Origin of the sequence: Bradyrhizobium sp. CCBAU 11434, assembly GCF_028128895.1 — a bacterium.
In the GTDB taxonomy this organism is placed as follows: Bacteria; Pseudomonadota; Alphaproteobacteria; order Rhizobiales; family Xanthobacteraceae; genus Bradyrhizobium; species Bradyrhizobium zhengyangense.
Window position 1 is genome coordinate 39,119 of sequence record NZ_LBJX01000092.1, and the last position, 23,477, is coordinate 62,595.

34 protein-coding genes are annotated in these 23,477 nt (G+C 63.5%); 32 read left to right on the plus strand and 2 right to left on the minus strand.

The window, feature by feature from the left end:
* The 31 genes from rplC to hisC all read left to right on the plus strand — a co-directional run bounded on the left by rplC (window position 1) and on the right by hisC (window position 19,878).
* Window positions 1-717: a 50S ribosomal protein L3 gene (gene rplC / locus XI06_RS23150; protein WP_092294142.1), complete on the plus strand. Its 717-nt coding sequence runs from the start codon at window positions 1-3 to the stop codon at window positions 715-717.
* Between the two features lies 1 nt (window position 718).
* Window positions 719-1,339: a 50S ribosomal protein L4 gene (rplD, locus tag XI06_RS23155; protein ID WP_011088150.1), complete on the plus strand. Its 621-nt coding sequence runs from the start codon at window positions 719-721 to the stop codon at window positions 1,337-1,339.
* The gene (locus XI06_RS23160; RefSeq protein ID WP_237861442.1) at window positions 1,336-1,638 is read left to right on the plus strand and encodes a 50S ribosomal protein L23; all 303 of its coding nucleotides are present in this window, start codon (window positions 1,336-1,338) and stop codon (window positions 1,636-1,638) included. The genes rplD and XI06_RS23160 overlap by 4 nt, the downstream gene beginning before the upstream one ends.
* A 12-nt stretch (window positions 1,639-1,650) precedes the next feature.
* On the plus strand, window positions 1,651-2,484 hold the full coding sequence (rplB, locus tag XI06_RS23165; protein ID WP_237861443.1) for a 50S ribosomal protein L2: 834 nt from the start codon (window positions 1,651-1,653) through the stop codon (window positions 2,482-2,484).
* A 12-nt stretch (window positions 2,485-2,496) separates the two neighbouring features.
* On the plus strand, window positions 2,497-2,775 hold the full coding sequence (gene rpsS, locus XI06_RS23170; protein WP_007603021.1) for a 30S ribosomal protein S19: 279 nt from the start codon (window positions 2,497-2,499) through the stop codon (window positions 2,773-2,775).
* A 10-nt stretch (window positions 2,776-2,785) separates the two neighbouring features.
* A complete protein-coding gene (gene rplV, locus XI06_RS23175; protein ID WP_057745488.1) occupies window positions 2,786-3,175 on the plus strand; it encodes a 50S ribosomal protein L22 in 390 nt (129 codons plus the stop codon).
* A gap of 18 nt (window positions 3,176-3,193) precedes the next feature.
* Window positions 3,194-3,919, plus strand: a complete 726-nt coding sequence (gene rpsC / locus XI06_RS23180; RefSeq protein ID WP_237861444.1) for a 30S ribosomal protein S3 — start codon at window positions 3,194-3,196, stop codon at window positions 3,917-3,919.
* 30 nt (window positions 3,920-3,949) lie between these two features.
* Window positions 3,950-4,363: a 50S ribosomal protein L16 gene (rplP, locus tag XI06_RS23185; RefSeq protein ID WP_008136349.1), complete on the plus strand. Its 414-nt coding sequence runs from the start codon at window positions 3,950-3,952 to the stop codon at window positions 4,361-4,363.
* A 5-nt stretch (window positions 4,364-4,368) separates the two neighbouring features.
* On the plus strand, window positions 4,369-4,575 hold the full coding sequence (rpmC, locus tag XI06_RS23190; RefSeq protein WP_027535297.1) for a 50S ribosomal protein L29: 207 nt from the start codon (window positions 4,369-4,371) through the stop codon (window positions 4,573-4,575).
* A 13-nt stretch (window positions 4,576-4,588) separates the two neighbouring features.
* A complete protein-coding gene (rpsQ, locus tag XI06_RS23195; RefSeq protein ID WP_057745481.1) occupies window positions 4,589-4,837 on the plus strand; it encodes a 30S ribosomal protein S17 in 249 nt (82 codons plus the stop codon).
* A gap of 84 nt (window positions 4,838-4,921) precedes the next feature.
* The gene (gene rplN, locus XI06_RS23200) at window positions 4,922-5,290 is read left to right on the plus strand and encodes a 50S ribosomal protein L14 (RefSeq protein WP_008549246.1); all 369 of its coding nucleotides are present in this window, start codon (window positions 4,922-4,924) and stop codon (window positions 5,288-5,290) included.
* Window positions 5,290-5,604 carry a 50S ribosomal protein L24 gene (gene rplX, locus XI06_RS23205; protein WP_007603031.1) on the plus strand — a complete coding sequence of 105 codons (315 nt, stop codon included), beginning with the start codon at window positions 5,290-5,292 and terminating at the stop codon, window positions 5,602-5,604. Before rplN ends, rplX begins: the two co-directional genes overlap by 1 nt.
* On the plus strand, window positions 5,597-6,154 hold the full coding sequence (gene rplE / locus XI06_RS23210) for a 50S ribosomal protein L5 (RefSeq protein WP_128966828.1): 558 nt from the start codon (window positions 5,597-5,599) through the stop codon (window positions 6,152-6,154). The genes rplX and rplE overlap by 8 nt, the downstream gene beginning before the upstream one ends.
* A gap of 46 nt (window positions 6,155-6,200) precedes the next feature.
* The gene (gene rpsN, locus XI06_RS23215; protein ID WP_027535302.1) at window positions 6,201-6,506 is read left to right on the plus strand and encodes a 30S ribosomal protein S14; all 306 of its coding nucleotides are present in this window, start codon (window positions 6,201-6,203) and stop codon (window positions 6,504-6,506) included.
* 14 nt (window positions 6,507-6,520) lie between these two features.
* On the plus strand, window positions 6,521-6,919 hold the full coding sequence (rpsH, locus tag XI06_RS23220; RefSeq protein ID WP_057745471.1) for a 30S ribosomal protein S8: 399 nt from the start codon (window positions 6,521-6,523) through the stop codon (window positions 6,917-6,919).
* 16 nt (window positions 6,920-6,935) lie between these two features.
* Window positions 6,936-7,469, plus strand: coding sequence for a 50S ribosomal protein L6 (gene rplF / locus XI06_RS23225; protein WP_237861445.1), 534 nt, complete (start codon window positions 6,936-6,938; stop codon window positions 7,467-7,469).
* 11 nt (window positions 7,470-7,480) lie between these two features.
* Entirely contained in the window at window positions 7,481-7,843 is a 363-nt protein-coding gene (gene rplR / locus XI06_RS23230; RefSeq protein ID WP_007603036.1) for a 50S ribosomal protein L18, read from the plus strand.
* A 44-nt stretch (window positions 7,844-7,887) separates the two neighbouring features.
* Window positions 7,888-8,481 carry a 30S ribosomal protein S5 gene (gene rpsE, locus XI06_RS23235; RefSeq protein WP_057745465.1) on the plus strand — a complete coding sequence of 198 codons (594 nt, stop codon included), beginning with the start codon at window positions 7,888-7,890 and terminating at the stop codon, window positions 8,479-8,481.
* Window positions 8,482-8,506: 25 nt separating this feature from the next.
* Window positions 8,507-8,701 carry a 50S ribosomal protein L30 gene (rpmD, locus tag XI06_RS23240; protein WP_063682061.1) on the plus strand — a complete coding sequence of 65 codons (195 nt, stop codon included), beginning with the start codon at window positions 8,507-8,509 and terminating at the stop codon, window positions 8,699-8,701.
* Window positions 8,702-8,776: 75 nt separating this feature from the next.
* On the plus strand, window positions 8,777-9,262 hold the full coding sequence (rplO, locus tag XI06_RS23245) for a 50S ribosomal protein L15 (protein WP_128951226.1): 486 nt from the start codon (window positions 8,777-8,779) through the stop codon (window positions 9,260-9,262).
* A gap of 151 nt (window positions 9,263-9,413) precedes the next feature.
* On the plus strand, window positions 9,414-10,745 hold the full coding sequence (secY, locus tag XI06_RS23250; protein ID WP_237861446.1) for a preprotein translocase subunit SecY: 1,332 nt from the start codon (window positions 9,414-9,416) through the stop codon (window positions 10,743-10,745).
* A gap of 13 nt (window positions 10,746-10,758) precedes the next feature.
* Window positions 10,759-11,964 (plus strand): preprotein translocase subunit SecY, encoded by a 1,206-nt coding sequence (locus XI06_RS23255; RefSeq protein ID WP_237873562.1) that lies wholly within the window; start codon window positions 10,759-10,761, stop codon window positions 11,962-11,964.
* Window positions 11,961-12,815, plus strand: coding sequence for an adenylate kinase (locus XI06_RS23260; protein ID WP_237861450.1), 855 nt, complete (start codon window positions 11,961-11,963; stop codon window positions 12,813-12,815). The genes XI06_RS23255 and XI06_RS23260 overlap by 4 nt, the downstream gene beginning before the upstream one ends.
* A 188-nt stretch (window positions 12,816-13,003) precedes the next feature.
* Entirely contained in the window at window positions 13,004-13,372 is a 369-nt protein-coding gene (gene rpsM, locus XI06_RS23265; RefSeq protein ID WP_014494511.1) for a 30S ribosomal protein S13, read from the plus strand.
* Between the two features lie 122 nt (window positions 13,373-13,494).
* The gene (gene rpsK, locus XI06_RS23270; RefSeq protein ID WP_007603045.1) at window positions 13,495-13,884 is read left to right on the plus strand and encodes a 30S ribosomal protein S11; all 390 of its coding nucleotides are present in this window, start codon (window positions 13,495-13,497) and stop codon (window positions 13,882-13,884) included.
* A gap of 112 nt (window positions 13,885-13,996) precedes the next feature.
* On the plus strand, window positions 13,997-15,028 hold the full coding sequence (locus tag XI06_RS23275) for a DNA-directed RNA polymerase subunit alpha (protein WP_097658748.1): 1,032 nt from the start codon (window positions 13,997-13,999) through the stop codon (window positions 15,026-15,028).
* Window positions 15,029-15,149: 121 nt separating this feature from the next.
* Window positions 15,150-15,566 (plus strand): 50S ribosomal protein L17, encoded by a 417-nt coding sequence (gene rplQ, locus XI06_RS23280; RefSeq protein WP_057745449.1) that lies wholly within the window; start codon window positions 15,150-15,152, stop codon window positions 15,564-15,566.
* 124 nt (window positions 15,567-15,690) lie between these two features.
* Window positions 15,691-16,527 carry a c-type cytochrome gene (locus XI06_RS23285; RefSeq protein ID WP_237861452.1) on the plus strand — a complete coding sequence of 279 codons (837 nt, stop codon included), beginning with the start codon at window positions 15,691-15,693 and terminating at the stop codon, window positions 16,525-16,527.
* 81 nt (window positions 16,528-16,608) lie between these two features.
* Window positions 16,609-17,397 carry an SDR family NAD(P)-dependent oxidoreductase gene (locus XI06_RS23290; protein WP_271606588.1) on the plus strand — a complete coding sequence of 263 codons (789 nt, stop codon included), beginning with the start codon at window positions 16,609-16,611 and terminating at the stop codon, window positions 17,395-17,397.
* Between the two features lie 94 nt (window positions 17,398-17,491).
* Window positions 17,492-18,808: a chloride channel protein gene (locus XI06_RS23295; RefSeq protein WP_237873558.1), complete on the plus strand. Its 1,317-nt coding sequence runs from the start codon at window positions 17,492-17,494 to the stop codon at window positions 18,806-18,808.
* Entirely contained in the window at window positions 18,805-19,878 is a 1,074-nt protein-coding gene (hisC, locus tag XI06_RS23300) for a histidinol-phosphate transaminase (protein ID WP_271606589.1), read from the plus strand. The genes XI06_RS23295 and hisC overlap by 4 nt, the downstream gene beginning before the upstream one ends.
* A gap of 137 nt (window positions 19,879-20,015) precedes the next feature.
* Here the strand turns inward: hisC and XI06_RS23305 are convergent, their stop codons facing one another.
* Complete coding sequence (locus XI06_RS23305) at window positions 20,016-21,029, minus strand: zinc-binding alcohol dehydrogenase family protein (RefSeq protein ID WP_237861456.1); 1,014 nt, start codon at window positions 21,027-21,029, stop codon at window positions 20,016-20,018.
* A 122-nt stretch (window positions 21,030-21,151) separates the two neighbouring features.
* Here XI06_RS23305 and XI06_RS23310 point away from each other — a divergent pair, with 122 nt between their 5' ends.
* On the plus strand, window positions 21,152-21,529 hold the full coding sequence (locus XI06_RS23310; RefSeq protein ID WP_237861457.1) for a winged helix-turn-helix transcriptional regulator: 378 nt from the start codon (window positions 21,152-21,154) through the stop codon (window positions 21,527-21,529).
* A gap of 37 nt (window positions 21,530-21,566) precedes the next feature.
* Here the strand turns inward: XI06_RS23310 and XI06_RS23315 are convergent, their stop codons facing one another.
* Window positions 21,567-23,198, minus strand: coding sequence for an OprO/OprP family phosphate-selective porin (locus XI06_RS23315; protein ID WP_237861459.1), 1,632 nt, complete (start codon window positions 23,196-23,198; stop codon window positions 21,567-21,569).
* Window positions 23,199-23,477 lie beyond the last annotated feature (279 nt).

Sequence of the window (23,477 nt, forward strand, 5' to 3'; positions counted from 1 at the left end):
ATGCGCTCCGGAGTGATCGCACAAAAGGTCGGGATGACGCGGGTCTTTACAGAGGCCGGCGAACATATCCCCGTGACCGTGCTGAAGCTCGGCAATTGCCAGGTCGTAGGCCACCGCACTGAAGAGAAGAACGGTTACGTCGCGCTCCAGCTTGGTTCTGGCAGCCGCAAGACCGTGTACATGCCCAAGGCTGAGCGCGGCCAGTTCGCGGTCGCCAAGGTCGAGCCGAAGCGGCAGGTCGAGGAGTTCCGCGTGTCCGCGGACGCCATGATCCCCGTGGGCGCCGAGATCCTCGCCGACCATTTCGTCGTAGGCCAGTTCGTCGACGTCACCGGCACTTCGGTCGGTAAGGGCTTTGCCGGCGGTATGAAGCGCTGGAATTTCGGCGGTCTGCGCGCCACGCACGGTGTGTCGGTCTCGCATCGTTCGATCGGTTCGACCGGTGGCCGTCAGGACCCCGGCAAGACCTGGAAGAACAAGAAGATGCCCGGCCACATGGGTGTCGATCGCATCACCACGCTGAACCTTCGCGTCGTCCAGACCGATGTCGAGCGTGGCCTGATCCTCGTCGAAGGCGCCGTTCCCGGCTCCAAGGGCGGCTGGATCCGCGTGCGCGACGCCGTCAAGAAGCCGCTGCCGAAGGAAGCTCCGAAGCCCGGCAAGTTCAAGGTTGCGGGCGGCGAAGCCGAGGCTGCGGCCCAGCAAGAGGGTGCGTGAGATGGAACTAAAGGTCACCACCCTCGAAGGTAAGGAAGCGGGCTCGGTCCAGCTGTCCGACGCCATTTTCGGCCTTGAGCCGCGCCAGGACATCATTGCGCGTTGCGTGCAGTGGCAGCTCAACAAGCGTCAGGCCGGCACGCACAAGGCCAAGGGTCGCGCCGAGATCTGGCGCACCGGCAAGAAGATGTACAAGCAGAAGGGCACCGGCGGTGCTCGTCACGGCTCGGCCCGCGTGCCGCAGTTCCGCGGCGGCGGTCGTGCCTTCGGACCGGTCGTGCGTTCGCACGCGACCGACCTGCCGAAGAAGGTCCGTGCGCTCGCTCTGAAGCATGCGCTGTCGGCCAAGGCCAAGGACGGCGATCTGCTCGTGATCGACAAGGCCGCGCTGGAAGCCGCCAAGACCAAGGCGCTGCTCGGTCACTTCTCGGGCCTCGGGCTCACCAACGCGCTGATCATCGACGGTGCCGAGCTCAACAACGGCTTCGCCGCTGCGGCCCGCAACATCCCGAACATGGACGTGCTGCCGATCCAGGGCATCAACGTCTATGACATCCTGCGCCGTCAGAAGCTCGTTCTGACCAAGGCCGCCATCGATGCGCTGGAGGCGCGCTTCAAATGAGCAAGAACATCGAGCCTCGGCATTATGACGTGATCGTCGCACCGGTCGTCACCGAAAAGGCGACGCTGGCGTCCGAGCACAACAAGGTCCTGTTCAAGGTGGCCGCGAAGGCGACCAAGCCGCAGATCAAGGAAGCAATCGAGAAGCTGTTCGACGTCAAGGTCAAGAGCGTCAACACGCTGGTCCGCAAGGGCAAGACCAAGGTCTTCCGCGGCAATCTCGGTTCGCAGTCGAACACCAAGCGCGCGATCGTGACCCTCGAAGAGGGTCATCGGATCGACGTGACCACCGGTCTGTAAGGTCGCACGACGATGGCACTGAAGAAATTCAATCCCACGACACCGGGCCAGCGCCAGCTGGTCATGGTCGATCGTTCGGCCCTCTACAAGGGCAAGCCGGTCAAGGCGCTCACCGAAGGCAAGCACTCCTCGGGCGGTCGCAACAATACCGGTCGCATCACCGTGCGCTTCCGCGGCGGCGGTCACAAGCAGACCCTCCGCATTGTCGACTTCAAGCGCGACAAGGTCGACGCGCCCGCGACCGTTGAGCGGCTGGAATACGATCCGAACCGCACCGCGTTTATCGCGCTGGTCAAGTACGAAGACGGCACCCAGGCCTATATCCTGGCGCCGCAGCGTCTGGCGGTCGGCGATTCCGTGGTTGCCGGCAACTATGTCGACGTGAAGCCGGGCAACGTCATGCCGCTTGGCAACATGCCGGTCGGCACGATCATCCACAACATCGAGGTCAAGATCGGGAAGGGCGGTCAGCTCGCCCGCTCCGCCGGCACCTATGCCCAGCTCGTCGGTCGCGATCAGGACTACGTGATCATCCGTCTGAATTCGGGTGAGCAGCGTCTGGTGCACGGCCGTTGCCGCGGCACGATCGGCGCGGTGTCGAACCCGGATCACATGAATACCTCGATCGGCAAGGCCGGCCGCAACCGTTGGCTGGGCCGCAAGCCGCATAACCGCGGTGTTTCGATGAACCCGATCGACCATCCGCACGGCGGTGGTGAAGGTCGTACCTCGGGCGGTCGCCACCCGGTCACCCCGTGGGGCAAGCCGACCAAGGGCAAGAAGACCCGCACCAACAAGTCGACCAACAAATTCATTCTCCTAAGCCGCCACAAGCGGAAGAAGTAAGGAACGCCGGACATGGTTCGTTCAGTCTGGAAAGGCCCGTTCGTCGAGGGTTCTCTGCTCAAGAAGGCAGATGCCGCCCGCTCGTCCGGCCGTCACGACGTCATCAAGATCTGGAGCCGTCGTTCGACGATCCTGCCGCAATTCGTCGGTCTGACCTTCGGCGTCTACAACGGTCAGAAGCACGTGCCGGTGGCCGTCAACGAGGAAATGGTCGGTCACAAGTTCGGCGAGTTCTCGCCGACCCGGACCTTCCATGGCCACTCCGGCGACAAGAAAGCCAAGAAGGCTTGAGGATTAAACGATGAGCAAACCTAAGCGCGAACGGAGCCTCGCCGAGAACGAGGCCAAGGCGGTCGCCCGGATGCTGCGGGTGAGCCCGCAGAAGCTCAACCTGGTCGCCCAGCTCATTCGCGGCCGGAAGGCTTCCGCTGCGCTCGCCGATCTGCAGTTCTCGCGCAAGCGGATCGCGGTCGACGTGAAGAAGTGCCTGGAATCGGCTATCGCCAATGCCGAGAACAACCACGACCTCGACGTCGATGATCTCGTCGTAGCGCAGGCCTTCGTCGGCAACGGCCTCGTGATGAAGCGTTTTGCCGCCCGCGGCCGTGGCCGCTCGGGCCGTGTCTACAAACCATTTTCGCAGCTGACGATCATTGTTCGTCAGGTCGAAGCCGAAGCAGCAGCGGCTTAAGGGTCGCAGGAGAAAACGATGGGTCAAAAGATCAATCCGATCGGTCTGCGTCTCGGCATCAACCGGACCTGGGATTCCCGCTGGTTCGCCGGCAAGCAGGAATACGGCAAGCTGCTGCACGAGGACGTCAAGATCCGCGAGATCCTGCACAAGGAGCTCAAGCAGGCGGCCGTCGCCCGCATCGTGATCGAGCGTCCGCACAAGAAGTGCCGCGTCACCATCCACTCGGCTCGTCCGGGCGTGGTGATCGGCAAGAAGGGCGCCGACATCGACAAGCTGCGCAAGAAGGTCGCGGACATCACCTCGTCCGACGTCGTCATCAACATCGTCGAAATCCGCAAGCCGGAGCTCGATGCGACGCTGGTGGCCGAGTCGATCGCCCAGCAGCTGGAGCGCCGCGTTGCGTTCCGCCGTGCCATGAAGCGCGCCGTTCAATCGGCGATGCGTCTCGGCGCGGAAGGCATCCGCATCAACTGCTCGGGTCGTCTGGGCGGTGCGGAAATCGCGCGCATGGAGTGGTATCGCGAAGGCCGCGTGCCGCTGCACACCCTGCGCGCCGACATCGATTACGGCGTTGCGACCGCGTTCACGACCTTCGGCACCTGCGGCGTCAAGGTCTGGATCTTCAAGGGTGAGATCCTCGAGCACGATCCGATGGCCCAGGACAAGAGAATGGCCGAAGGCGAGACGGGTGGCGGTGGTGATCGTGGTGGCCGTCAGCGCCGCGATACGGCTGCGGCCTGATCCAGCACAGGAATTTGAGGGCTTAAAGCCATGATGCAACCTAAGAAAACGAAGTTCCGGAAGGCGCATAAGGGCCGTATCCACGGCGTTGCGTCGTCGGGCGCGACGTTGGCGTTCGGCCAGTTCGGCCTGAAGGCGACCGAGCCTGAGCGCGTCACCGCGCGCCAGATCGAAGCCGCCCGCCGCGCGCTGACCCGCCACATGAAGCGCGCCGGCCGCGTCTGGATCCGCGTGTTCCCCGACGTTCCGGTGTCGAAGAAGCCGGCCGAAGTCCGCATGGGCTCCGGCAAGGGTTCGCCGGAACTGTGGGTCGCCCGCGTCAAGCCGGGCCGGGTGCTGTTCGAGATCGACGGCGTCAACACCCAGACGGCGCGCGAAGCGCTGACGCTCGCGGCCGCCAAGCTGCCGATCAAGACGCGCTTCGTCGAGCGCATTGCGGAGTAATGGCCATGGCCCAGATGAAGATCGAAGACATCCGCGCGATGAGCCCCGACCAGCAGGACGATGCAGTCCTGAACCTGAAGAAGGAGCGCTTCAACCTGCGCTTCCAGCGTGCCACCGGGCAGCTCGAGAACACCTCGCGTCTGCGCGAGGCTCGCCGCGACATCGCCCGGATCAAGACCGTCGCCGCGCAAGCGCGCGCGAAGAAGAAGTAAGGGGCTAACGGATATGCCGAAACGTACTTTGCAAGGCGTGGTCGTCAGCGACAAGACTGCCAAGACCGTCGTGGTGCGCGTCGATCGCCGCTTCACGCACCCGATCTACAAGAAGACGATCCGTCGTTCGAAGAACTACCACGCGCACGACGAGAACAACGAGTTCAAGCCGGGCGACATGGTCTGGATCGAAGAGACCAAGCCGATTTCGAAGTTGAAGTGCTGGATCGTGATCCGGGGCGAACACAAGAAAAGCGCCTGATCTGTTGGCCTTGGCCGACTGACTTCAGGGAAATGTTGAGCGCCGGCTAGGCTGGCGCAAAGAGAAAGAGGACGAGGTGCATCAATGATTCAGATGCAGACCAACCTCGACGTGGCCGATAATTCTGGCGCACGCCGTGTCATGTGTATCAAGGTGCTCGGAGGCTCCAAGCGCCGCTACGCGACGATCGGCGACATCATTGTCGTCTCGATCAAGGAAGCCATTCCACGTGGCAAGGTGAAGAAGGGCGACGTGATGAAGGCCGTCGTGGTGCGTGTCCGCAAGGACATCCGCCGCGCTGACGGTTCGGTCATCCGCTTCGACCGCAACGCCGCTGTCCTGATCAACAACCAGGCCGAGCCGGTCGGCACCCGTATCTTCGGGCCCGTGCCGCGCGAGCTGCGTGCGAAAAATCACATGAAGATCATTTCGCTCGCGCCGGAGGTGCTGTGATGGCTGCGAAGATCCGCAAGGGCGACAAGGTCGTCGTGCTGACCGGCCGCGACAAGGGTCGCACCGGCGAGGTGTTTGAAGTTCGCCCCGACGCCGGTACGGCGCTCGTGCGCGGCATCAACATGGTCAAGCGTCACCAGAAGCAGACGCAGGCCCAGGAGGGCGGCATCATCTCGAAGGAGTCGCCGATCCAACTGTCCAACATCGCGTATGTCGGCAAGGACGGAAAGCCGACCCGCGTCGGATTCAAGATTCTGGCGGACGGCAAGAAGGTCCGCATCGCCAAGAGCTCGGGAGCTGAGATCGATGGCTGAGGCCGCTTATACCCCGCGCCTGCGCGCGGAATACGATGCGAAGATCCGCACGGCGATGACCGAGAAGTTCGGTTATCAGAACGTGATGCAGGTTCCGCGTCTGGACAAGGTCGTGCTGAACATGGGCGTTGGCGATTCCGTCAACGACCGCAAGAAGGCCGAGACCGCAGCTGCCGAGCTGACCCAGATCGCCGGCCAGAAGGCAATCGTGACCTACTCGCGTATCGCGATCGCGACCTTCAAGCTGCGTGAGAATCAGCCGATCGGCTGCAAGGTCACGCTGCGCAAGGCCCGTATGTACGAGTTCATCGATCGCCTGGTGACGGTCGCGCTGCCGCGCGTCCGCGACTTCCGCGGCCTGAACCCGAAGAGCTTTGACGGCCGCGGCAACTACTCGCTCGGCATCAAGGAGCACATCATTTTCCCCGAGATCGACTTCGACAAGGTCACGGAAGCCCGTGGTATGGACATCACCGTCTGCACCACGGCCAAGACCGACGAAGAGGCGAGGGCCTTGTTGACCGCTTTCAATTTCCCGTTCCGGCAGTGAGACGCTGACCTAAAGCCTCTCAAACGCGGATACCCAGGAGCCAAGCATGGCAAAGAAGAGTTCAATCGAGAAGAACAACCGGCGCAAGCGGATGGTGAAGAACGCCGCCCCGAAGCGCGAGCGGTTGAAGGCGATCATCGCCGACAAGACGCTGCCGATGGAGGAGCGGTTCGCCGCCACCCTGAAGCTTGCGGAAATGCCGCGCAATTCGTCGGCCACCCGCATTCGTCTGCGTTGCGAGCTGTCGGGCCGCCCGCGCTCGAACTATCGCAAGAACAAGCTGTCCCGTATCGCGCTCCGCGACCTTGGCTCCAAGGGCATGGTCCCGGGTCTCGTGAAGTCGAGCTGGTAAGGAGGGTCGTTTAGATGTCTACGCACGATCCAATCAGCGATCTGATCACCCGCATTCGCAACGCGCAGATGCGCTCCAAGAGCAAGGTCTCCACGCCCGGCTCGAAGATGCGCGAGAACGTCCTCGAAGTGCTCAAGAGCGAGGGCTACATCCGCGGTTACGCCACCCTCGAGCACGCCTCGGGCCGCAGCGAGATCGAGATCGAGCTGAAGTATTTCGACGGCGAGCCCGTCATCCGCGAGATCGAACGTGTCTCCAAGCCAGGGCGTCGCGTGTACGCCTCGGTGAAGAACCTGCCGCGGGTCAATAACGGGCTCGGTATTTCGGTGTTGTCGACGCCGAAGGGGATCATGGCCGACCACAGTGCGCGTGAAGCGAACGTGGGCGGTGAAGTCCTCTTCACGGTGTTCTGAGAAGGGTTTTTGATCCATGTCACGAGTTGGCAAAAGGCCTGTGGCGGTGCCGTCCGGTGTGACCGCGACCGTCGATGGGCAGACCGTCAAGATGAAGGGCCCGAAGGGCCAGCTTCAGTTCGTCGTCCATGACGACGTCGAGGTGAAGCTCGAGAGCGGCCAGATCAAGGTCAAGCCGCGGGCTGAGACCAATCGCGCGCGGGCGCTGTATGGCACCGCTCGCGCCCAGGTCGCGAATCTGGTCGAAGGCGTCACCAAGGGCTTCGAGAAGAAGCTTGAGATCACCGGCGTCGGTTACCGCGCCGCGATGCAGGGAAAGAACCTGCAACTCGCGCTCGGGTACAGCCACGACGTGATCTACGCGATCCCGGAAGGGATCACGATCGCCGTGCCGAAGCCGACCGAAATCACGGTGTCGGGCAGCGACATTCAGCGCGTCGGCCAGGTTGCCGCCGAGATCCGCTCCTATCGTCCGCCGGAGCCCTACAAGGGCAAGGGCGTGAAGTATGTGGGCGAATTCATCTTCCGCAAGGAAGGCAAGAAGAAGTAACGGAGCCGGTCATGTCCAAAGCCAAGGTTACCAATGCCCGGCGCAAGCGGAGTGTGCGGCTGAAGCTGCGCCGCTCCGGTGGTGGTCGTCCGCGTCTGTCGGTGTTCCGCTCGTCCAAGCACATCTACGCCCAGGTCATCGACGACCTGAAGGGCGAGACGCTGGCCTCTGCCTCGTCGCTCGAGAAGTCGATGCGCGACGGCGGCAAGACCGGCGCCGACATCGATGCAGCGAAGGCGGTCGGCAAGCTGCTGGCCGAACGCGCCGCCGAGAAGGGCGTCAAGGAAGTCGTGTTCGATCGCGGCAGCTACCTCTACCACGGGCGCGTCAAGGCTCTCGCCGACGCTGCGCGTGAGAGCGGGCTGAGCTTCTAACAGAATTTGAGGATTGAGGCGCAAGCCTCTGAAGGATTGGAAAAATGGCAGAACGCGAACAACGTGGTGGACGCGATCAACGCGGCGGCGGGCGTGAACGCAAGGAGCGCGAGGAGCGCGACAGCGAGTTCGTCGACAAGCTCGTCCACATCAATCGCGTGGCCAAGGTCGTCAAGGGCGGCAAGCGCTTCGGTTTCGCTGCGCTGGTCGTGATCGGCGATCAGAAGGGCCGCGCCGGCTTCGGTCATGGCAAGGCGCGCGAAGTGCCCGAGGCGATCCGCAAGGCCACCGAGTCCGCCAAGCGCAACCTGACCCGCGTGTCGCTGCGCGAGGGTCGTACGCTGCATCACGACATCGCCGGCCGTCATGGCGCTGGCCGCGTCTACCTGCGTGCAGCTCCGGCCGGTACCGGCATCATCGCCGGTGGCCCGATGCGCGCCGTGTTCGAGACGCTCGGCGTCCAGGACGTGGTGGCGAAGTCGATCGGCTCGTCGAACCCGTACAACATGGTTCGCGCGACCTTCGATGCGCTGAAGCACCAGGACTCACCGCGTTCGGTCGCGGCGCGCCGCAACATCAAGGTGTCCACCCTCCAGGGTCGTCGCATCGGCGGCGATGCCGAGGCGGCGGCGGACTAACCAACGCTTTTCGGAGTAGACCACGATGGCCAAGGCCGCAAAGACGATCAAGCTCGAGCAGACCGGCAGCGCGATCCGCCGCCATCACTCGCAGCGTTCGACGCTGATCGGGCTCAAGCTCAACAAGATCGGCCGCGTCAGCGAACTGCCGGACACCCCGGCCGTCCGCGGCATGATCGAAAAGGTTCACCATCTCGTTCGCATCGTCGACGAGAAGTAAAATTGCGCGCATGATCCCGAAGGGCGGATCCCGGTTTTCGGACCAGATCATGCGCAAAACACAAGGAGCAGGGCGATGAAGCTCAGCGATATCGCCGACAACGCCGGCTCGCGCAAGAAGCGCATGCGCGTCGGCCGTGGCATCGGTTCGGGCAAGGGCAAGCAGTCCGGCCGCGGCGGCAAGGGCCAGACCGCGCGTTCGGGCGTGCGCATCAAGGGTTTCGAGGGCGGCCAGATGCCGATGCATCGCCGTCTGCCCAAGCGCGGCTTCAACAACATCTTCCGCGTTGAGTACGCCGAGATCAATCTCGACCGTCTCCAGGATGCGGTCGATGCCAAGAAGCTCGACACTGGCAGCGTCGTCAACGTCGAGGCGCTGGTGAAGGCGGGCGTGCTGCGTCGCGCCAAGGCCGGCCTGCGGCTGCTCGGCCGCGGCGAGCTCAAGGCCAAGCTGAACATCGAAGTCCACGGCGCCACCAAGTCCGCGATCGAAGCGGTCGAGAAGGCCGGTGGTTCGGTGAAGATCCTCGCCCCTGCCAAGGAAGAAGGCGAGGCGGCGTAACAAACGCGTCATTGGCCCGCGCCTCGCGGGCCTTTTTCGCATGCGGGACGATGGACTTATCGAAGCCGAAGCCCCAGATAATGTCCGGCGTCCGCTAGAATAGCCCGGCCGCGGGTATGACGGCGCAAAAGGCGGCGGGAGAAAGTCCAATATGGCCTCTGCAGCGGAACAACTGGCAGCCAACCTCAATTTCGGCGCGTTCGCCAAGGCCGACGAACTGAAGAAGCGCATCTGGTTCACGCTGGGTGCGCTGCTCGTTTATCGGCTCGGCACCTACATCCCGCTGCCCGGCATCGATCCCAACATCTGGGAGCAGGTGTTCAAGTCGCAGGCAGGCGGCATCCTCGGCATGTTCAACATGTTCGCCGGCGGCGGTATCCACCGCATGGCGATCTTCGCGCTGAACATCATGCCGTACATCTCGGCCTCGATCATCATTCAGCTCCTGACCACCGTCTCGCCGCAGCTCGAGGCGCTGAAGAAGGAAGGTGAGGCGGGCCGCAAGACGCTGAACCAGTACACCCGCTATCTGACGGTGATCCTGGCCGCGTTCCAGTCCTACGGCATCGCGGTCGGTCTCGAAGGCGCCGGCAACGTCGTCAGCGATCCCGGCATGTTCTTCCGTCTTTCCACCGCGATCACGCTGACCGGCGGCACCATGTTCCTGATGTGGCTGGGCGAGCAGATCACCTCGCGCGGTATCGGCAACGGTATCTCGCTGATCATTCTCTCCGGCATCGTTGCCGAGCTGCCGGCGGCGCTCGCCAACATGCTCGAGCTTGGCCGTCAGGGTGCGATGTCGACCGGCCTGATCCTGGTCGTGATCGTGATGGCGGTCGCTGTGATCGCCTTCATCGTGTTCATGGAGCGTGCCCAGCGCCGGCTGCTGATCCAGTATCCGAAGCGCCAGGTCGGCAACAAGATGTTCGAGGGCCAGTCCTCGCATCTGCCGCTCAAGCTCAACACCTCGGGCGTGATTCCGCCGATCTTCGCGTCCTCGCTGCTGCTGCTGCCGACCACGGTTGCGAACTTCAACGCCGGCAAGGGGCCGGAATGGTTCCAGTGGATCACCACCCAGCTCGGCCACGGCCGTCCGCTGTTTCTGATCCTCTATCTCGCGCTGATCGTGTTCTTCGCCTTCTTCTACACCGCGATCGTGTTCAACCCGACCGAGACCGCCGACAATCTGAAGAAGCACGGCGGCTTCGTCCCGGGCATCCGCCCCGGCGAGCGCACGGCCGAATATATCGACTACGTGCTGTCGCGCATCACCGTGCTGGGTGCGATCTACCTGGCGATCGTCTGCTTGATCCCGGAGATCCTGATCTCCTACGCCTCGGTGCCGTTCTATTTCGGCGGCACCTCGTTGCTGATCGTTGTCAGTGTCACCATGGACACGGTGGCGCAGGTGCAGGGCTATCTGCTGGCTCATCAGTACGAAGGCCTGATCCGCAAGTCGAAGCTGCGGGGCCGCCGCAGGTAGCGCGCACCGCAACATGACGAACGAGCTCGCGCGCCGCATCGCTATCACGATCGGCGCGCTTCTCGTTTATAGGCTCGGAACGCACATCCCGGTCACCGGCGTCTCGACGTCGATGGGCGCACTGCCGCCGGGCGCATTTGCCCGGTTGTCGATCTTCTCTCTTGGTCTCATCCCCTATCTGAGCGCGGCGATCTTCATTCGATTGCTGTCGCTGGTCTGGAAACGGCTCAGCGCGATCGAGCGCTCCAGCGAGCGCGGCCGCACCAGCATCGCGCGCTACACGCTGCTTCTCACCCTGCTGCTCACCACGTTCCAGGCCTGGGGCATAGCGACGGCCATTCAGCGGATTCCGGAGATCGCCGCTGATTCCGGCGGCTGGTTCGTGCTCTCGACCGCAGTCTCGATGACGGGGGGCGTGTTCTTTCTGATCTGGCTCAGCGAGCAGATTACGCGCCGCGGCATCGGCAACGGCCTCGCGCTGATTCTCAGCGTGGCCATCATTCCTGACCTTCCGGGTGAGCTCGCCGCGATTCTCGACTTGGTGCGGCGTGGCGCGGTTTCCAGCAATCTCGTGCTGGGCCATGCGGCGCTTTGGATAGCGATGGTCGTGCTGATCGTCGTCGTCGAATCCGCGCGGCGGAATGTGCCGGTGCAATTTGCCGAGCGCCGCGTCGGTGAGCGCGTCCTTCTGTCGCGAGCGGTAGTGCTGCCGATCAAGATCAACAGCGCCGGTTATCTGGTGCCCAGCACGGTGGGGCCGTGGCTGATCTATTTGCCGCTCGCCTTTGCCGATTGGATCTTCACTGCCGATACGCCCTGGCTCAACGCGGTCTATCTGCATCTTCACTATGGCCGGCCGGCGCATCTCATCGTCGGATCGCTTGCCGTGTTCGTGCTCGCAATCGTCTACACGGCGTTTGTCGTCGATCCCGATAACGCCGCCGAATCGCTTGCCCGGCAGGGCGGGGTGATTCCCGGCGTCATGCCGGGTGAGGCCACCGCTGAATATCTCGACCGCGTGGTGTCGTCGACGACGCTGTTGGGTGCGGCCTATTTGACTGCGATTTCGCTGATTCCGGAGGTGTTCTTGGCCTACGGGAATGGGCTAGATTACAAAATGGGTGGTGGTGCAGCGCTGATTGTGGTTTGCACTATTCTCGACATTCAAACACAGGTGCGCGACCTATCGCTCACCAATCCGGGGGGCGTACGCCGATGAGAATTATACTTCTTGGACCGCCAGGGTCGGGCAAGGGGACCCAGGCGCAGCGACTGGTGCAGCGCTATGGCATCGTCCAGCTCTCGACCGGCGAGATGTTGCGCGCAGCCGTGGCGGCCGGAACGCCGGTCGGGCTCAAGGCCAAGGAGATCATGGCCAGCGGCGGTCTCGTCCCTGACGACATCGTGGTTGGAATCATCTCCGATCGGATCGACCAGCCGGACGCGAAGAATGGTTTCATCCTGGACGGATTCCCGCGCACTGTGCCGCAGGCCGAGGCGCTGGACGAGCTCCTGAAGCACAAGCACATGAAGCTCGACGCCGTGATCGAGCTGCGCGTCAACGAGAGTGCACTTTTGAGCCGCGTCGAGACTCGTGTCGCCCAGATGCGGGAGCGCGGGGAGGAGGTCCGGGTCGACGACACCCCGGAGGTCCTGACCAGGCGACTCGCCAGCTACCGCAGCCAGACGGAACCGTTGATTCACTACTATTCCGAACGCCGGAAGCTCTCGACCATCGACGGCATGATGGCCATCGACGAGGTCACCCGTGCCATCCACCGCCAGCTGCTGGCGCTGGGCGCGGTCGAGCCCAAGACCCATGCTCGCAGCGCGGCCAAGGCGGCGCCCGCCAAGAAGGGGGCCAAGAAGGCCAAGGTAGCCAAAAAGCCGGCGAAAACGGCCAAAAAGGCTGCCAAATCGGCGAAATCAGCCAAAAAGGCTGTGAAGGGCGCCAAGAAAGCGGCGAAGAAGGTTGCCAAGAAATCGGTCAAGAAGGCCGCCAAGACGGCAGTCAAAAAGGGTGCCAAAAAGGCCGCAAAAAAGGTCACGAAAAAGCGAGCCAAGCGCTAGCGGCGGTTGACGAAAGCCCCCTGAATCCCTTAATAAGCCCCGCATCCAAGTCGGATAGTTTCAAACGATGCCGGGCCCCAGGAAGACTAGGGGTGGGCGTCGTGTTCGCGTTTGTGAACACCTGCCCGAGAAACATAAGCACTTAAAGCCCGATTCCTGACGAGGGATCGGCAACAGGAGAGAAGGCCGTGGCCCGTATTGCCGGCGTGAACATTCCGACCAACAAGCGCGTGCTGATCGCGCTCCAGTACATCCATGGCATCGGCCAGAAGATCGCTGGTGAGATCCTCGAAAAGGTGAAGATCCCCGAGGATCGTCGCGTCAATCAGCTCAGCGATGCCGAAGTGCTCCAGATCCGCGAAGTCATCGACCGCGACTATCTCGTCGAGGGTGATCTGCGTCGTGAAGTCGGTATCAACATCAAGCGTCTGATGGACCTCGGCTGCTATCGCGGCCTGCGTCATCGTCGCGGTCTGCCGGTGCGCGGTCAGCGCACCCACACCAATGCGCGTACGCGCAAGGGTCCGGCCAAGGCCATCGCCGGCAAGAAGAAGTAAGTTTTCGAATCCAATCGCGGCGTGTGGCGATAGGGGAAACCCGTTCGCCACGCGCCTTTCGTTCCATCAGGTGTAGCCGCTGGCATTACGGCGGCGTTTGAGATCTCCAGGAAAGGTACTCTATGGGCAAGGAAGCCACCCGCGTTCGTCGTCGTGAGCGTAAGAACATCGCCTCCGGCGTCGCGCACGTGAACTCGTCCTTCAACAACACGACCATCACCATCACCGACGCACAGGGCAACACGATTGCCTGGTCTTCCGCCGGCACGATGGGCTTCAAGGGCTCGCGCAAGTCGACCCCGTATGCCGCGCAGGTCGCCGCTGAAGACGTGTCCAAGAAGGCGCAGGAACACGGCATGCGCACGCTGGAAGTCGAAGTCGCCGGTCCCGGTTCGGGCCGTGAGTCAGCGCTCCGCGCGCTGCAGGCCGCGGGCTTCACCGTCACCTCGATCCGCGACGTGACCACGATCCCGCACAACGGTTGCCGTCCGCGGAAGCGTCGGCGCGTCTGATACGAAGTTGCGGGCGCTGTGGTGCCCGCGATGCTTTTTTTAAGAAGCCGCGGGTTTGATCTGCGGCCTTTCTCCAACGCCAGTGTTTGAATTTTCAAATCGACTGGCCTGTATGGGTGAAACAGTGACGATCCAGAAAAATTGGCAAGAACTGATTCGGCCGAACAAGCTCCAGGTGCAGCCCGGCAGCGATTCCTCGCGTTTCGCGACCATCGTCGCCGAGCCGCTCGAGCGTGGTTTCGGCCAGACGCTCGGCAACGCGCTGCGCCGCATCCTGCTCTCCTCGCTCCAGGGCGCGGCGGTGCAGTCGGTGCACATCGACGGCGTGCTGCACGAGTTCTCCTCGATCGCTGGCGTCCGTGAGGACGTCACCGACATCGTGCTGAACATCAAGGACATCGCGATCAAGATGCAGGGCGAAGGCCCCAAGCGCATGGTCGTGAAGAAGTCGGGCCCGGGCACTGTCACAGCTGGCGACATCCAGACCGTCGGCGACGTCGTCGTGCTGAACCCGGACCTCCAGATCTGCACGCTCGACGAGGGCGCCGAGATCCGCATGGAGTTCACGGTCTCCACCGGCAAGGGCTACGTGCCGGCCGAGCGCAACCGTCCCGAGGACGCGCCGATCGGCCTGATCCCGGTCGACAGCCTGTACTCGCCGGTCCGCAAGGTCTCCTACAAGGTCGAGAACACCCGCGAGGGCCAGATCCTCGACTACGACAAGCTGACCATGACGATCGAGACCAACGGCGCGATCTCGCCGGATGACTCGGTGGCCTACGCCGCCCGCATCCTGCAGGATCAGCTCAACGTGTTCGTCAACTTCGAAGAGCCGCGCAAGGAAGTCGCCCAGGAAATCATCCCGGACCTCGCCTTCAACCCGGCCTTCCTCAAGAAGGTGGACGAGCTCGAGCTGTCGGTGCGTTCGGCCAACTGCTTGAAGAACGACAACATCGTCTACATCGGCGACCTCGTGCAGAAGAGCGAAGCGGAAATGCTCCGCACCCCGAACTTCGGTCGCAAGTCGCTGAACGAGATCAAGGAAGTGCTGGCCCAGATGGGTCTGCATCTCGGCATGGAAGTGCCGGGCTGGCCGCCGGAGAACATCGACGAGCTCGCCAAGCGCTTCGAGGATCACTACTGAGTATTTCCACAGTCGTGGCCGGAGTCATCCGGCCACGATTTTTATTGGGCGAACGCAGGCAGCCCACCTGAGCAACATGTCCGACGAACCGTCGCGGCAGTTTTAAGTAAGGACACCACACATGCGTCACGGCAAGGTTCATCGGAAGCTCAACCGCACGGCCGAGCACCGCCGCGCGATGTTCGCCAACATGGCGGCCGCGCTGATCAAGCACGAGCAGATCGTCACCACGCTGCCCAAGGCCAAGGAGCTTCGTCCGATCGTCGAGAAGCTCGTCACTCTCGGCAAGAAGGGCGGCCTCTCCATGCGCCGCCAGGCCATCTCCGAGATGCGCGACAAGGACCAGGTCAAGAAGCTGTTCGATGTTCTGGCGCCCCGCTACAAGGATCGCCAGGGCGGCTACACCCGCATCATCAAGGCCGGCTTCCGCTACGGCGACAACGCCGCGATGGCCGTGATCGAGTTCGTCGATCGCGACGTCGATGCCAAGGGCCAGGACTCAGGTCCGGTGCAGGCAAAGGAAGCCGAGGCGGCGTAAGCCGGACGGCATTTGAATTTTTTGAGAAAGCGGCGCCCTCGGGTGCCGCTTTTTTGTATCCCGCAGCCATTTCTCATGCTGCGGACGCGATGATTTTGACAGAACGTTTTGATTGGGGGCTTCGATGAGGATCGCCTTTGGGATTGCGCTGGCGCTGCTGATATCGCCCGCTACAGCCGAGACGCTGGTCGAGCGCGGCGCCTATCTCGTTGGCAGCGTGATGGTCTGTAACAACTGCCACACGCCGCGTGGGCCGCAGGGCCTCGACATGACGCGCATGCTCTCGGGCGGCCAGACCTTTGACGAGCCCGCTTTCAAGGTCACCGCATCCAACATCACGCCCGATAAGGAGACCGGCATCGGCAGCTGGAGCGATGCCGAGCTGAAGCATTTCCTCGTCAGCGGCGTCAGGCCGAACGGATCGGCCGTTGCGCCGATCATGCCGACCATCTTCTACACGGTGCTCACGACCCGCGATCTCGATGCACTCACTGCCTACTTGCGCTCGGTGCCATCGGTGCATCGCGAGACGCCGGCGCCGGAATACAAGATCTCACTGAAGCCAGAAATGCCGACCTATGCGGGCAAGCAGGCGACCGAGGCGGAGCTGGCCGACAAGCTTGCCCGCGGCCGCTACCTCCTGACCATCGCCCATTGCCTCGAATGCCACACGCCGGAGGGCCGGTCCGTCGTGCACGACTTCGCTGATGCCAGCGGGAAGGGTGGACGCACCTTCAGGGGGCCGTGGGGCGAATCTGTCTCGCCCAACATCACCTCGGATCCTGCGGCCGGCATCGGGCAGTGGAGCGACGACGAAATCAAACGTGCGATTACGCAAGGCGTCGCGCGCGATGGTCGCAAGCTCAAGCCGCCGATGGCTTATGCTGGCTACGCCACCATGACGGCCCAGGATCTCGATGCCATCGTCGCGTTCGTCCGAACGCTACCGCCGAAAAGCTGAAACCTCACGCGTCGGTGAGGGACGATTGAAGCTGCGTGCGCAGCGCACGATATCTCCGTCAACAGCAATGGAGATTGACTGATGAAGATTGACCTTTCCGGAAAGACTGCCCTCGTCACCGGCTCGACCGCCGGCATCGGCCACGCCATCGCCAAGGGCCTCGCGGGCTCGGGTGCGAGCGTCGTGATCAATGGGCGCGGCCAGGACAAGGTCGATGCCGCTGTGCGCAAGCTGGAAGGGACGGGTAGCAAGGTGCGAGGCATCGCCGCCGACGTCTCGACCGCTGCTGGTTGCAAGGCGCTCGTTGCGGCACTGCCTGAGGTCGACATCCTCATCAACAACGCCGGCATATTCGAGCCGAAGGGCTTCTTCGAGATTCCGGACGAGGATTGGAGCCGCTTCTTCGAGGTCAACGTGATGAGCGGCGTGCGGCTGTCGCGCGCCTACATGCAGGGCATGCTGAAGCGCAACTGGGGCCGCATCGTCTTCATCTCCTCCGAGTCCGGACTCAATATTCCCGCCGAGATGATTCACTACGGCATGAGCAAAACAGCCCAGCTCGCGGTCGCGCGTGGCCTCGCGCAGCTCACCCAGGGTACCAGCGTTACCGTGAACTCGGTGCTGCCTGGCCCGACCATGTCCGAGGGCGTCGAGACTTTCGTGAAGGATCTCGCTAGGCAAAACGGGCAATCGGTGGATGAAGCCGCCGCCAATTTCGTCAGGCAGCACCGCCCGAGCTCGCTGATCCAGCGTTTTGCCAGCGTCGACGAGATCGCCAACATGGTGGTCTATGTCGCCTCGAAGGAGGCATCCGCGACCAACGGCGCGGCGCTACGGGCAGAAGGCGGCATCGTCAACACTATCGCTTAAGCCGTCATCGGGCGTCGGGAGCGGGAGTTCCAGCCTAGCTGTTCTGCTCCCGCGCCCCTTTCATTCGTGGCGAGACTGGCTAAAACGGGCCACCATGCTCTGGCCCCTCTCGACCCGCCACAAGCGCCTGTTCAGGCTGACATCCGCGCGCTGGCAGCGGCGGGCGATCTTTCTGCTCGGCGGGATCGGGGTCGGCGCTGCAGCGGTGGCGCTGGCGCAGCTGGCCGATCTCGCGCAGCACGCCTTCGCGCTCCTGCTGGCCAAGTCGCGCTATGCCGTGCTGGCGGTGACGCCGCTCGGCTTCATGCTGTCGGCCTATATGACCATCCGTCTTTTTCCGAATGCGCAGGGCAGCGGCATCCCGCAGGCGATCGCCGCGCGCCATCTGACCGATCAGGCGGCGCGTGAGAGCCTGGTCTCGATCCGGATCGCGATCGGCAAGATGATCCTGACCCTGTTCGGGTTGCTGTGCGGCGGCTCTGTGGGGCGGGAAGGGCCGACCGTTCAGGTCGGCGCGTCCATCATGTTCGCGCTCGGTCGTGTCTCGCCGCGTCGCCAGCCTGGATTGATCCTGGCCGGTGCGGCTGCCGGCGTCGCCGCGGCCTTCAATACGCCGCTCGCCGGAATCGTCTTCGGCATCGAGGAGATGAGCCGAGCATTCGAGACCCGCACATCCAGCCTGATCATTGCCGCCGTCATCGCCGCCGGCCTGACGTCGCTCGCGCTGGCCGGCAATTACGCCTATTTCGGCAGCAGCGCGATGTCGCTGGCGCGTGGCGCCGACTGGCTGGCCGTTCCGGCCTGCGGCGTCGTCGGCGGCCTCGCCGGCGGCCTGTTCAGCCGTGTTGTCATCGCCATGGCGCGCGGTTTCAAGAACCCGCTCGGACGTGCGATCAAGGGCCACCCACTCTGGTTTGCTTTTGCCTGCGGCTTCGCCGTGGCGATTTGCGGCCTGGTGTCCGGCGATACAGTTTACGGCACGGGATACGTGCAGGTGAAAGAGGCGCTGGATCACGGCACCCCGCTGCCGCAGAACTTCGGCGTGCTCAAGCTGCTGGCGACGAGCTTCGCCGCGATCAGCGGCATACCGGGCGGCATCTTTTCGCCTTCGCTCGCCGTCGGCGCCGGCATCGGCAGCAACATCGCCGCGTTCTTCCACGACGCGCCGCTTGGTGCGATCATGCTGCTCGGCATGGTCTCGTATTTCGCCGGCGTCGTGCAGGCGCCGATCACCGCCTTCGTGATCGTGACCGAGATGACCGACAATCGCGGCATGGTCGTGCCGCTGATGGCGGCCGCGCTGATCGCGCATTTCGTCTCGCGCATGATCTGCGAGGAGGGTATCTATCACGCGCTCGCGAAAGGCTTTGTCGAGCGGGCGACGCGTCCGCGCGAGGGGGAGGGAAGATGAGCCGTTTCTGGAGCAGCTTGACGCATGATTTGAAGCCCTACGTGCCGGGCGAACAGCCGCGCATGGCGGACCTGGTCAAGCTGAACACCAACGAGAATCCGCTCGGCCCGTCGCCGCGTGCGCTGGAGGCGATCCGCGACGCGGCAGCCGATACGCTGCGTCTGTATCCGGACCCGCAGGCAACCGCGCTGCGGGCAGCCCTGGCCGCCTATCACGGCGTGAGACCGGAGCAGGTGTTCGTCGGCAACGGCTCGGACGAGGTGCTGGCGCATACCTTCGTCGCGCTGCTGAAGCACGATGCACCGCTGCTGTTTCCCGATATCACCTACAGTTTCTATCCGGTCTATTGCCGTCTGTTCGGCATCGACTATGAGACCGTGCCGCTCGATCAGGCCATGCAGATGCGCATCGCGGATTATCGCCGGCCGGCCGGCGCGATCATCATCCCCAATCCGAACGCGCCGACGGGGATCGCGCTGTCGCGCGCCGAGATCGCGGCGCTCCTGGACGAGCATCCCGATATTCCCGTGGTCGTTGACGAGGCCTATGTCGACTTCGGCGCCGAGACCGCAATTCCGCTGGTCGCGTCCCGTCGCAATCTGCTGGTCGTGCAGACCATGTCCAAGTCGCGCGCGCTCGCCGGGCTTCGGGTCGGATATGCGATCGGCGATGCCGATCTGATCGATGCGCTGACGCGCGTGAAGGACAGCTTCAATTCATATCCGCTCGGCCGGCCGGCCCAGGCCGGCGCGATCGCGTCGATCGCGGACGAGGCCTATTTCCAACAGAGCCGCCTTTGCGTGATCGAGGGCAGGGAGCGGCTGACCCGCGGACTGAAAGCGGCCGGCTTCGAGGTGCTGCCGTCTCTGGCCAACTTCGTCTTCGCGCGCCATCCCGCGTATGAGGGGGCCGCGCTTGCAGCGGCGCTACGCGAGCAGGCGGTGATCGTCCGCCACTTCTCAGCGCCTCGCATCTCGGATTTCTTGCGGATCACCGTCGGAACGGATGAGCAGATCGACCGGCTGCTGTCGGCGTTGGCTGAGATCGTGGGACAACACGAGAAATCGTAGGGTCGGCAAAGCGGCTTGTCCGCCGTAGCTCGAAGAGCGAAGGCGGAAGCGCGCCCACCATCTCTCGCGCCGTTGCGAGGTGGTGGGCACGGCGCAAGGGCGCCTTTGCCCACCCTACGCACCGGCGATGTGGTCGCCTACCACCCCTCCAGCACGATCTTGCCGCGCGACTTGCCGCTCTCGAGCAGCGCGTGCGCGCGCTTGAGATTAGCCGCGTTGATGGTGCCGAAAGTCTGGTCGAGCGTGGTACGCAGCACGCCCTTGTCGATGAGATCGGCGACGTCGTTCAGCAAGTGATGTTGCGCGATCATGTCAGGCGTCTGGAACGAGGAGCGCGTGAACATCGATTCCCAGTGTACCGAGATCGCCTTGCCCTTGAACGTGCTCATGGCGAATTCCGGGGGATCGTCGATCAGGCCGAACTTTCCCTGCGGCGCCATGAACTCGGCGATGCTCTTGTAGTGCTGGTCGGTGAAGGTGAGGCTTGCCACCAGCGCGACCGGCGGCAGCTTCAGTTTCTCGATCTGCTCCTTCATCGGCTTGCCGTGATCGATCACCGCGTGCGCGCCGAGATCGAGGCACCATTTCTGTGACTCCGGCCGCGTCGCGGTCGCAACCACGGTGAGGCCGGTGAGGCGGCGGGCGAGCTGGATCAGGATCGAGCCGACACCGCCGGCGCCGCCGGTGATCAGGAGCGTGCGTGGATCGACGCTCTTGCCCGGGACTGCGCCGAGACGATCGAACAGCAATTCCCATGCGGTAATGGAGGTGAGGGGCAGGGCGGCGGCCTGCGCGAATGAGAGCGACTTCGGCCTGTTGCCGACGATGCGTTCGTCGACCAGATGGAATTCGGAATTGGTGCCCTGGCGCAGGATCGAGCCTGCGTAAAACACCTCGTCGCCCGGCTTGAAAAGCGTGACGTCGGGGCCGACAGCATCGACGATGCCGGCGGCGTCATAGCCCAAGATCTTGGTCTCGCCCTCCGGCGGCGCGGCGCGCTTGCGCACCTTGTAATCGACCGGATTGGCCGAGATCGCCTTTACGGCGACGCGGATGTCGCGTCCTTTGGGCTCTGGTTTGGCAGTCTCGAAATCGATCAGCGCGTCCTGATCCTCGATCGGAAGCGACTTCTTGTAGCCGACGGCCTTCATGGCTGGTCTCCATCAGATGGCGTATTCGCCTGCCGCTCTTAACTGTCCCGCTAGCTCCAATTTGGCAAGTACTGTACGTTCGGGGATATAGTCCCTGTTTGGATACTATTGGGAAAACAAGCATGAAACGGCGCAATTTTGCCCGTCGCCCCGGCTGCTCGGTCGAGGCGACGCTGGATTTGATCGACGGCAAGTGGAAGGGCGTGATCCTCTATCATTTGCAGAGCGGCACCCAGCGCTTCGGCGAACTGCGCCGCATGATGCCGGGCATCACCCAGCGCATGCTGACCAAGCAGCTTCGCGCGCTGGAGGAGGACAAGCTGGTCATCCGCAAGGTCTATGCCGAGGTGCCGCCGCGCGTGGAGTATTGCCTCTCCGAGTTGGGGGAGAGCCTGCGGCCGGTGATCGATATTCTCAAAGCCTGGGGCGAGAGCCACCAGCAGCGGCTGTCCTGCGCGCCGCCGCCTGACGTGGTGAAGAAGCCAAAGCGCGCAGCGTAATATCCGGGAGCGGCGTGCCGCTCCCGGAAGGGATCGCCTAGAACGCGACCTGCGTGCGCATTGCGACCGCGTTGAACGTCGAGCCCGTGTTCACCGAGGAGGTCGCACTCGCCTGCTTGGAGATGTCGCCATGCAGGTAATCGAGCATGAAGCGGACGTTGTTGTTGACGTACCAGTTCAGCGCCGCGGTGTAGATGGTTTGCCGTCCGCCCGCGATGCCTGCGGCGGTCGCGAGCTGATCGTTCAAATTCATCGTGCTCACGCGTCCGGCGATTTCCCAGGCGCCCCAGCCGCCACCGGCCAGCGAGAAGGGATTGGCCGGCTTGATGCCACCATACGAGGCGCTCGCCGCGTTGTAGGCACGGCTCTCGCCGGTCAGCACGTAGCCGACCTGCGCGTAGCCGCCGTCGAATTTCAGGCTCGACGCGCCGAGCGGCGGCAGGCCCGTATTCGCCGTGCGGTCGACGTTGAACCAGTAATATTCGCCCTGCGCGATAAACGAGCCATAGGTCGCGGCCGCTTCGACGCCGTAGACCTGCGCGCCCGATACGTTGGCAATCGCACCGGTGGAAATCAACGTCGTGGGATCGATCCGCAGCTCGGGCCGGTCGCTGAGCGTTAGCGTCTGCGCCTGCGTCACCAGGTTGCGCGGCGGCTGGATCAGCCATTCCGCATCGGCGCCGACATGCACGGAGTAGCCGTTGCCGCTGACCGGGTTGCCGGCGATGCGGGCGACTGCGCCATATTGCTCGCTGCTTCCGGGCGGGGAGACGCTGGAGGCGGAGTGGATCGCGCCCGTGGTCGGTCCTGTAACGTAGGCGCCCATCCAGAGCTGGTCATTCCACCAGCGGGTGCCAACCGCCGAGCGGAAGTCACCGGCTGCGATGTTCTGCGCGATGATGCCGGCCGAGGCGCGCTCCATGAACATGATGTCGTTGGAGCTGGTGGATTCGTCGAGCGTCCAGGCAATATCCATGACGCCGGCTTCGACCGCCATCTTGCCGCCGAATGGCTTGAGGCCGGTATAGCTCAGATAGGCGTTTTCGATGCCCGACGTGCCGCCGCCCGGCAGGAAGCCGACAGCGGTGCCGCCGGCCGCGCCGGTGCCGCCAAAACCGTCGGCCGTGCCGCCGAAATCGTAGATCAGGGAGTAATTCCAGTCGCCGAAGAACTTGCCGACGATGCCGATACGCGCCCGGCGAACGTTCTCGCCGCTGTCGAGCTTTTGCGGCACGGTTGATGCCGTGTCGGGGCGGTAATTGTAGCCGCCGACATCCCAGTGCACGCGGCTCGTGATGGCAACGCAGTTCTGCTCGTCCGCGGTGCAGATGGTCGGCCGGTTATTCGGCATCGTCACCACGACGCCTGACGGGGCGACCGGACCCTTGACCGGAATGGCCGCGTTGGCGTTGGCGAGGGCAGCTTTCGCCTCCGAGCGCGCTTCAGCCTTGGCCTCGGCCTTTGCTTCCTGCCTGGCTTTCGCCGTGGCGGCCGTGTTCGCGGCGGTCTGGTTCTGGAGCTTGTCGAGCTTCTGCTCCAGCATCTTCAACTGCTGCTTCAGGAGTGCGATCTCCTGCTCGCTATTGCTGGCTGATTGAGCCTGGGCCTGTGAGGCCGCCAGCACGCCGGCGAGACCAATCGCCGTGGCTGCCATTCTTGTCCTGCTCATGTCGTGACTCCATCCTTTGACGAACTTCCCCAAGTCGCAACGGGAGAGCCTAAGAGTGATCGATGACTGCCCCGCGACGGCGCGCGCCCGGCTCTGCGGTTCCCACTGATGCCAATTCGCCGCAACCGAATCCGCCTGGCACGAGCATGCAGGATGATGCGCATCATGCCAATCCACCGCCCAAGTCAGATTGTGATTTCGCACGCCGGGCTTGCATGCCGGACACACCGGAAAGGGGCTGAATATTGCTCCCCGGCGCCCTTCTATTGGGAGGCGAAC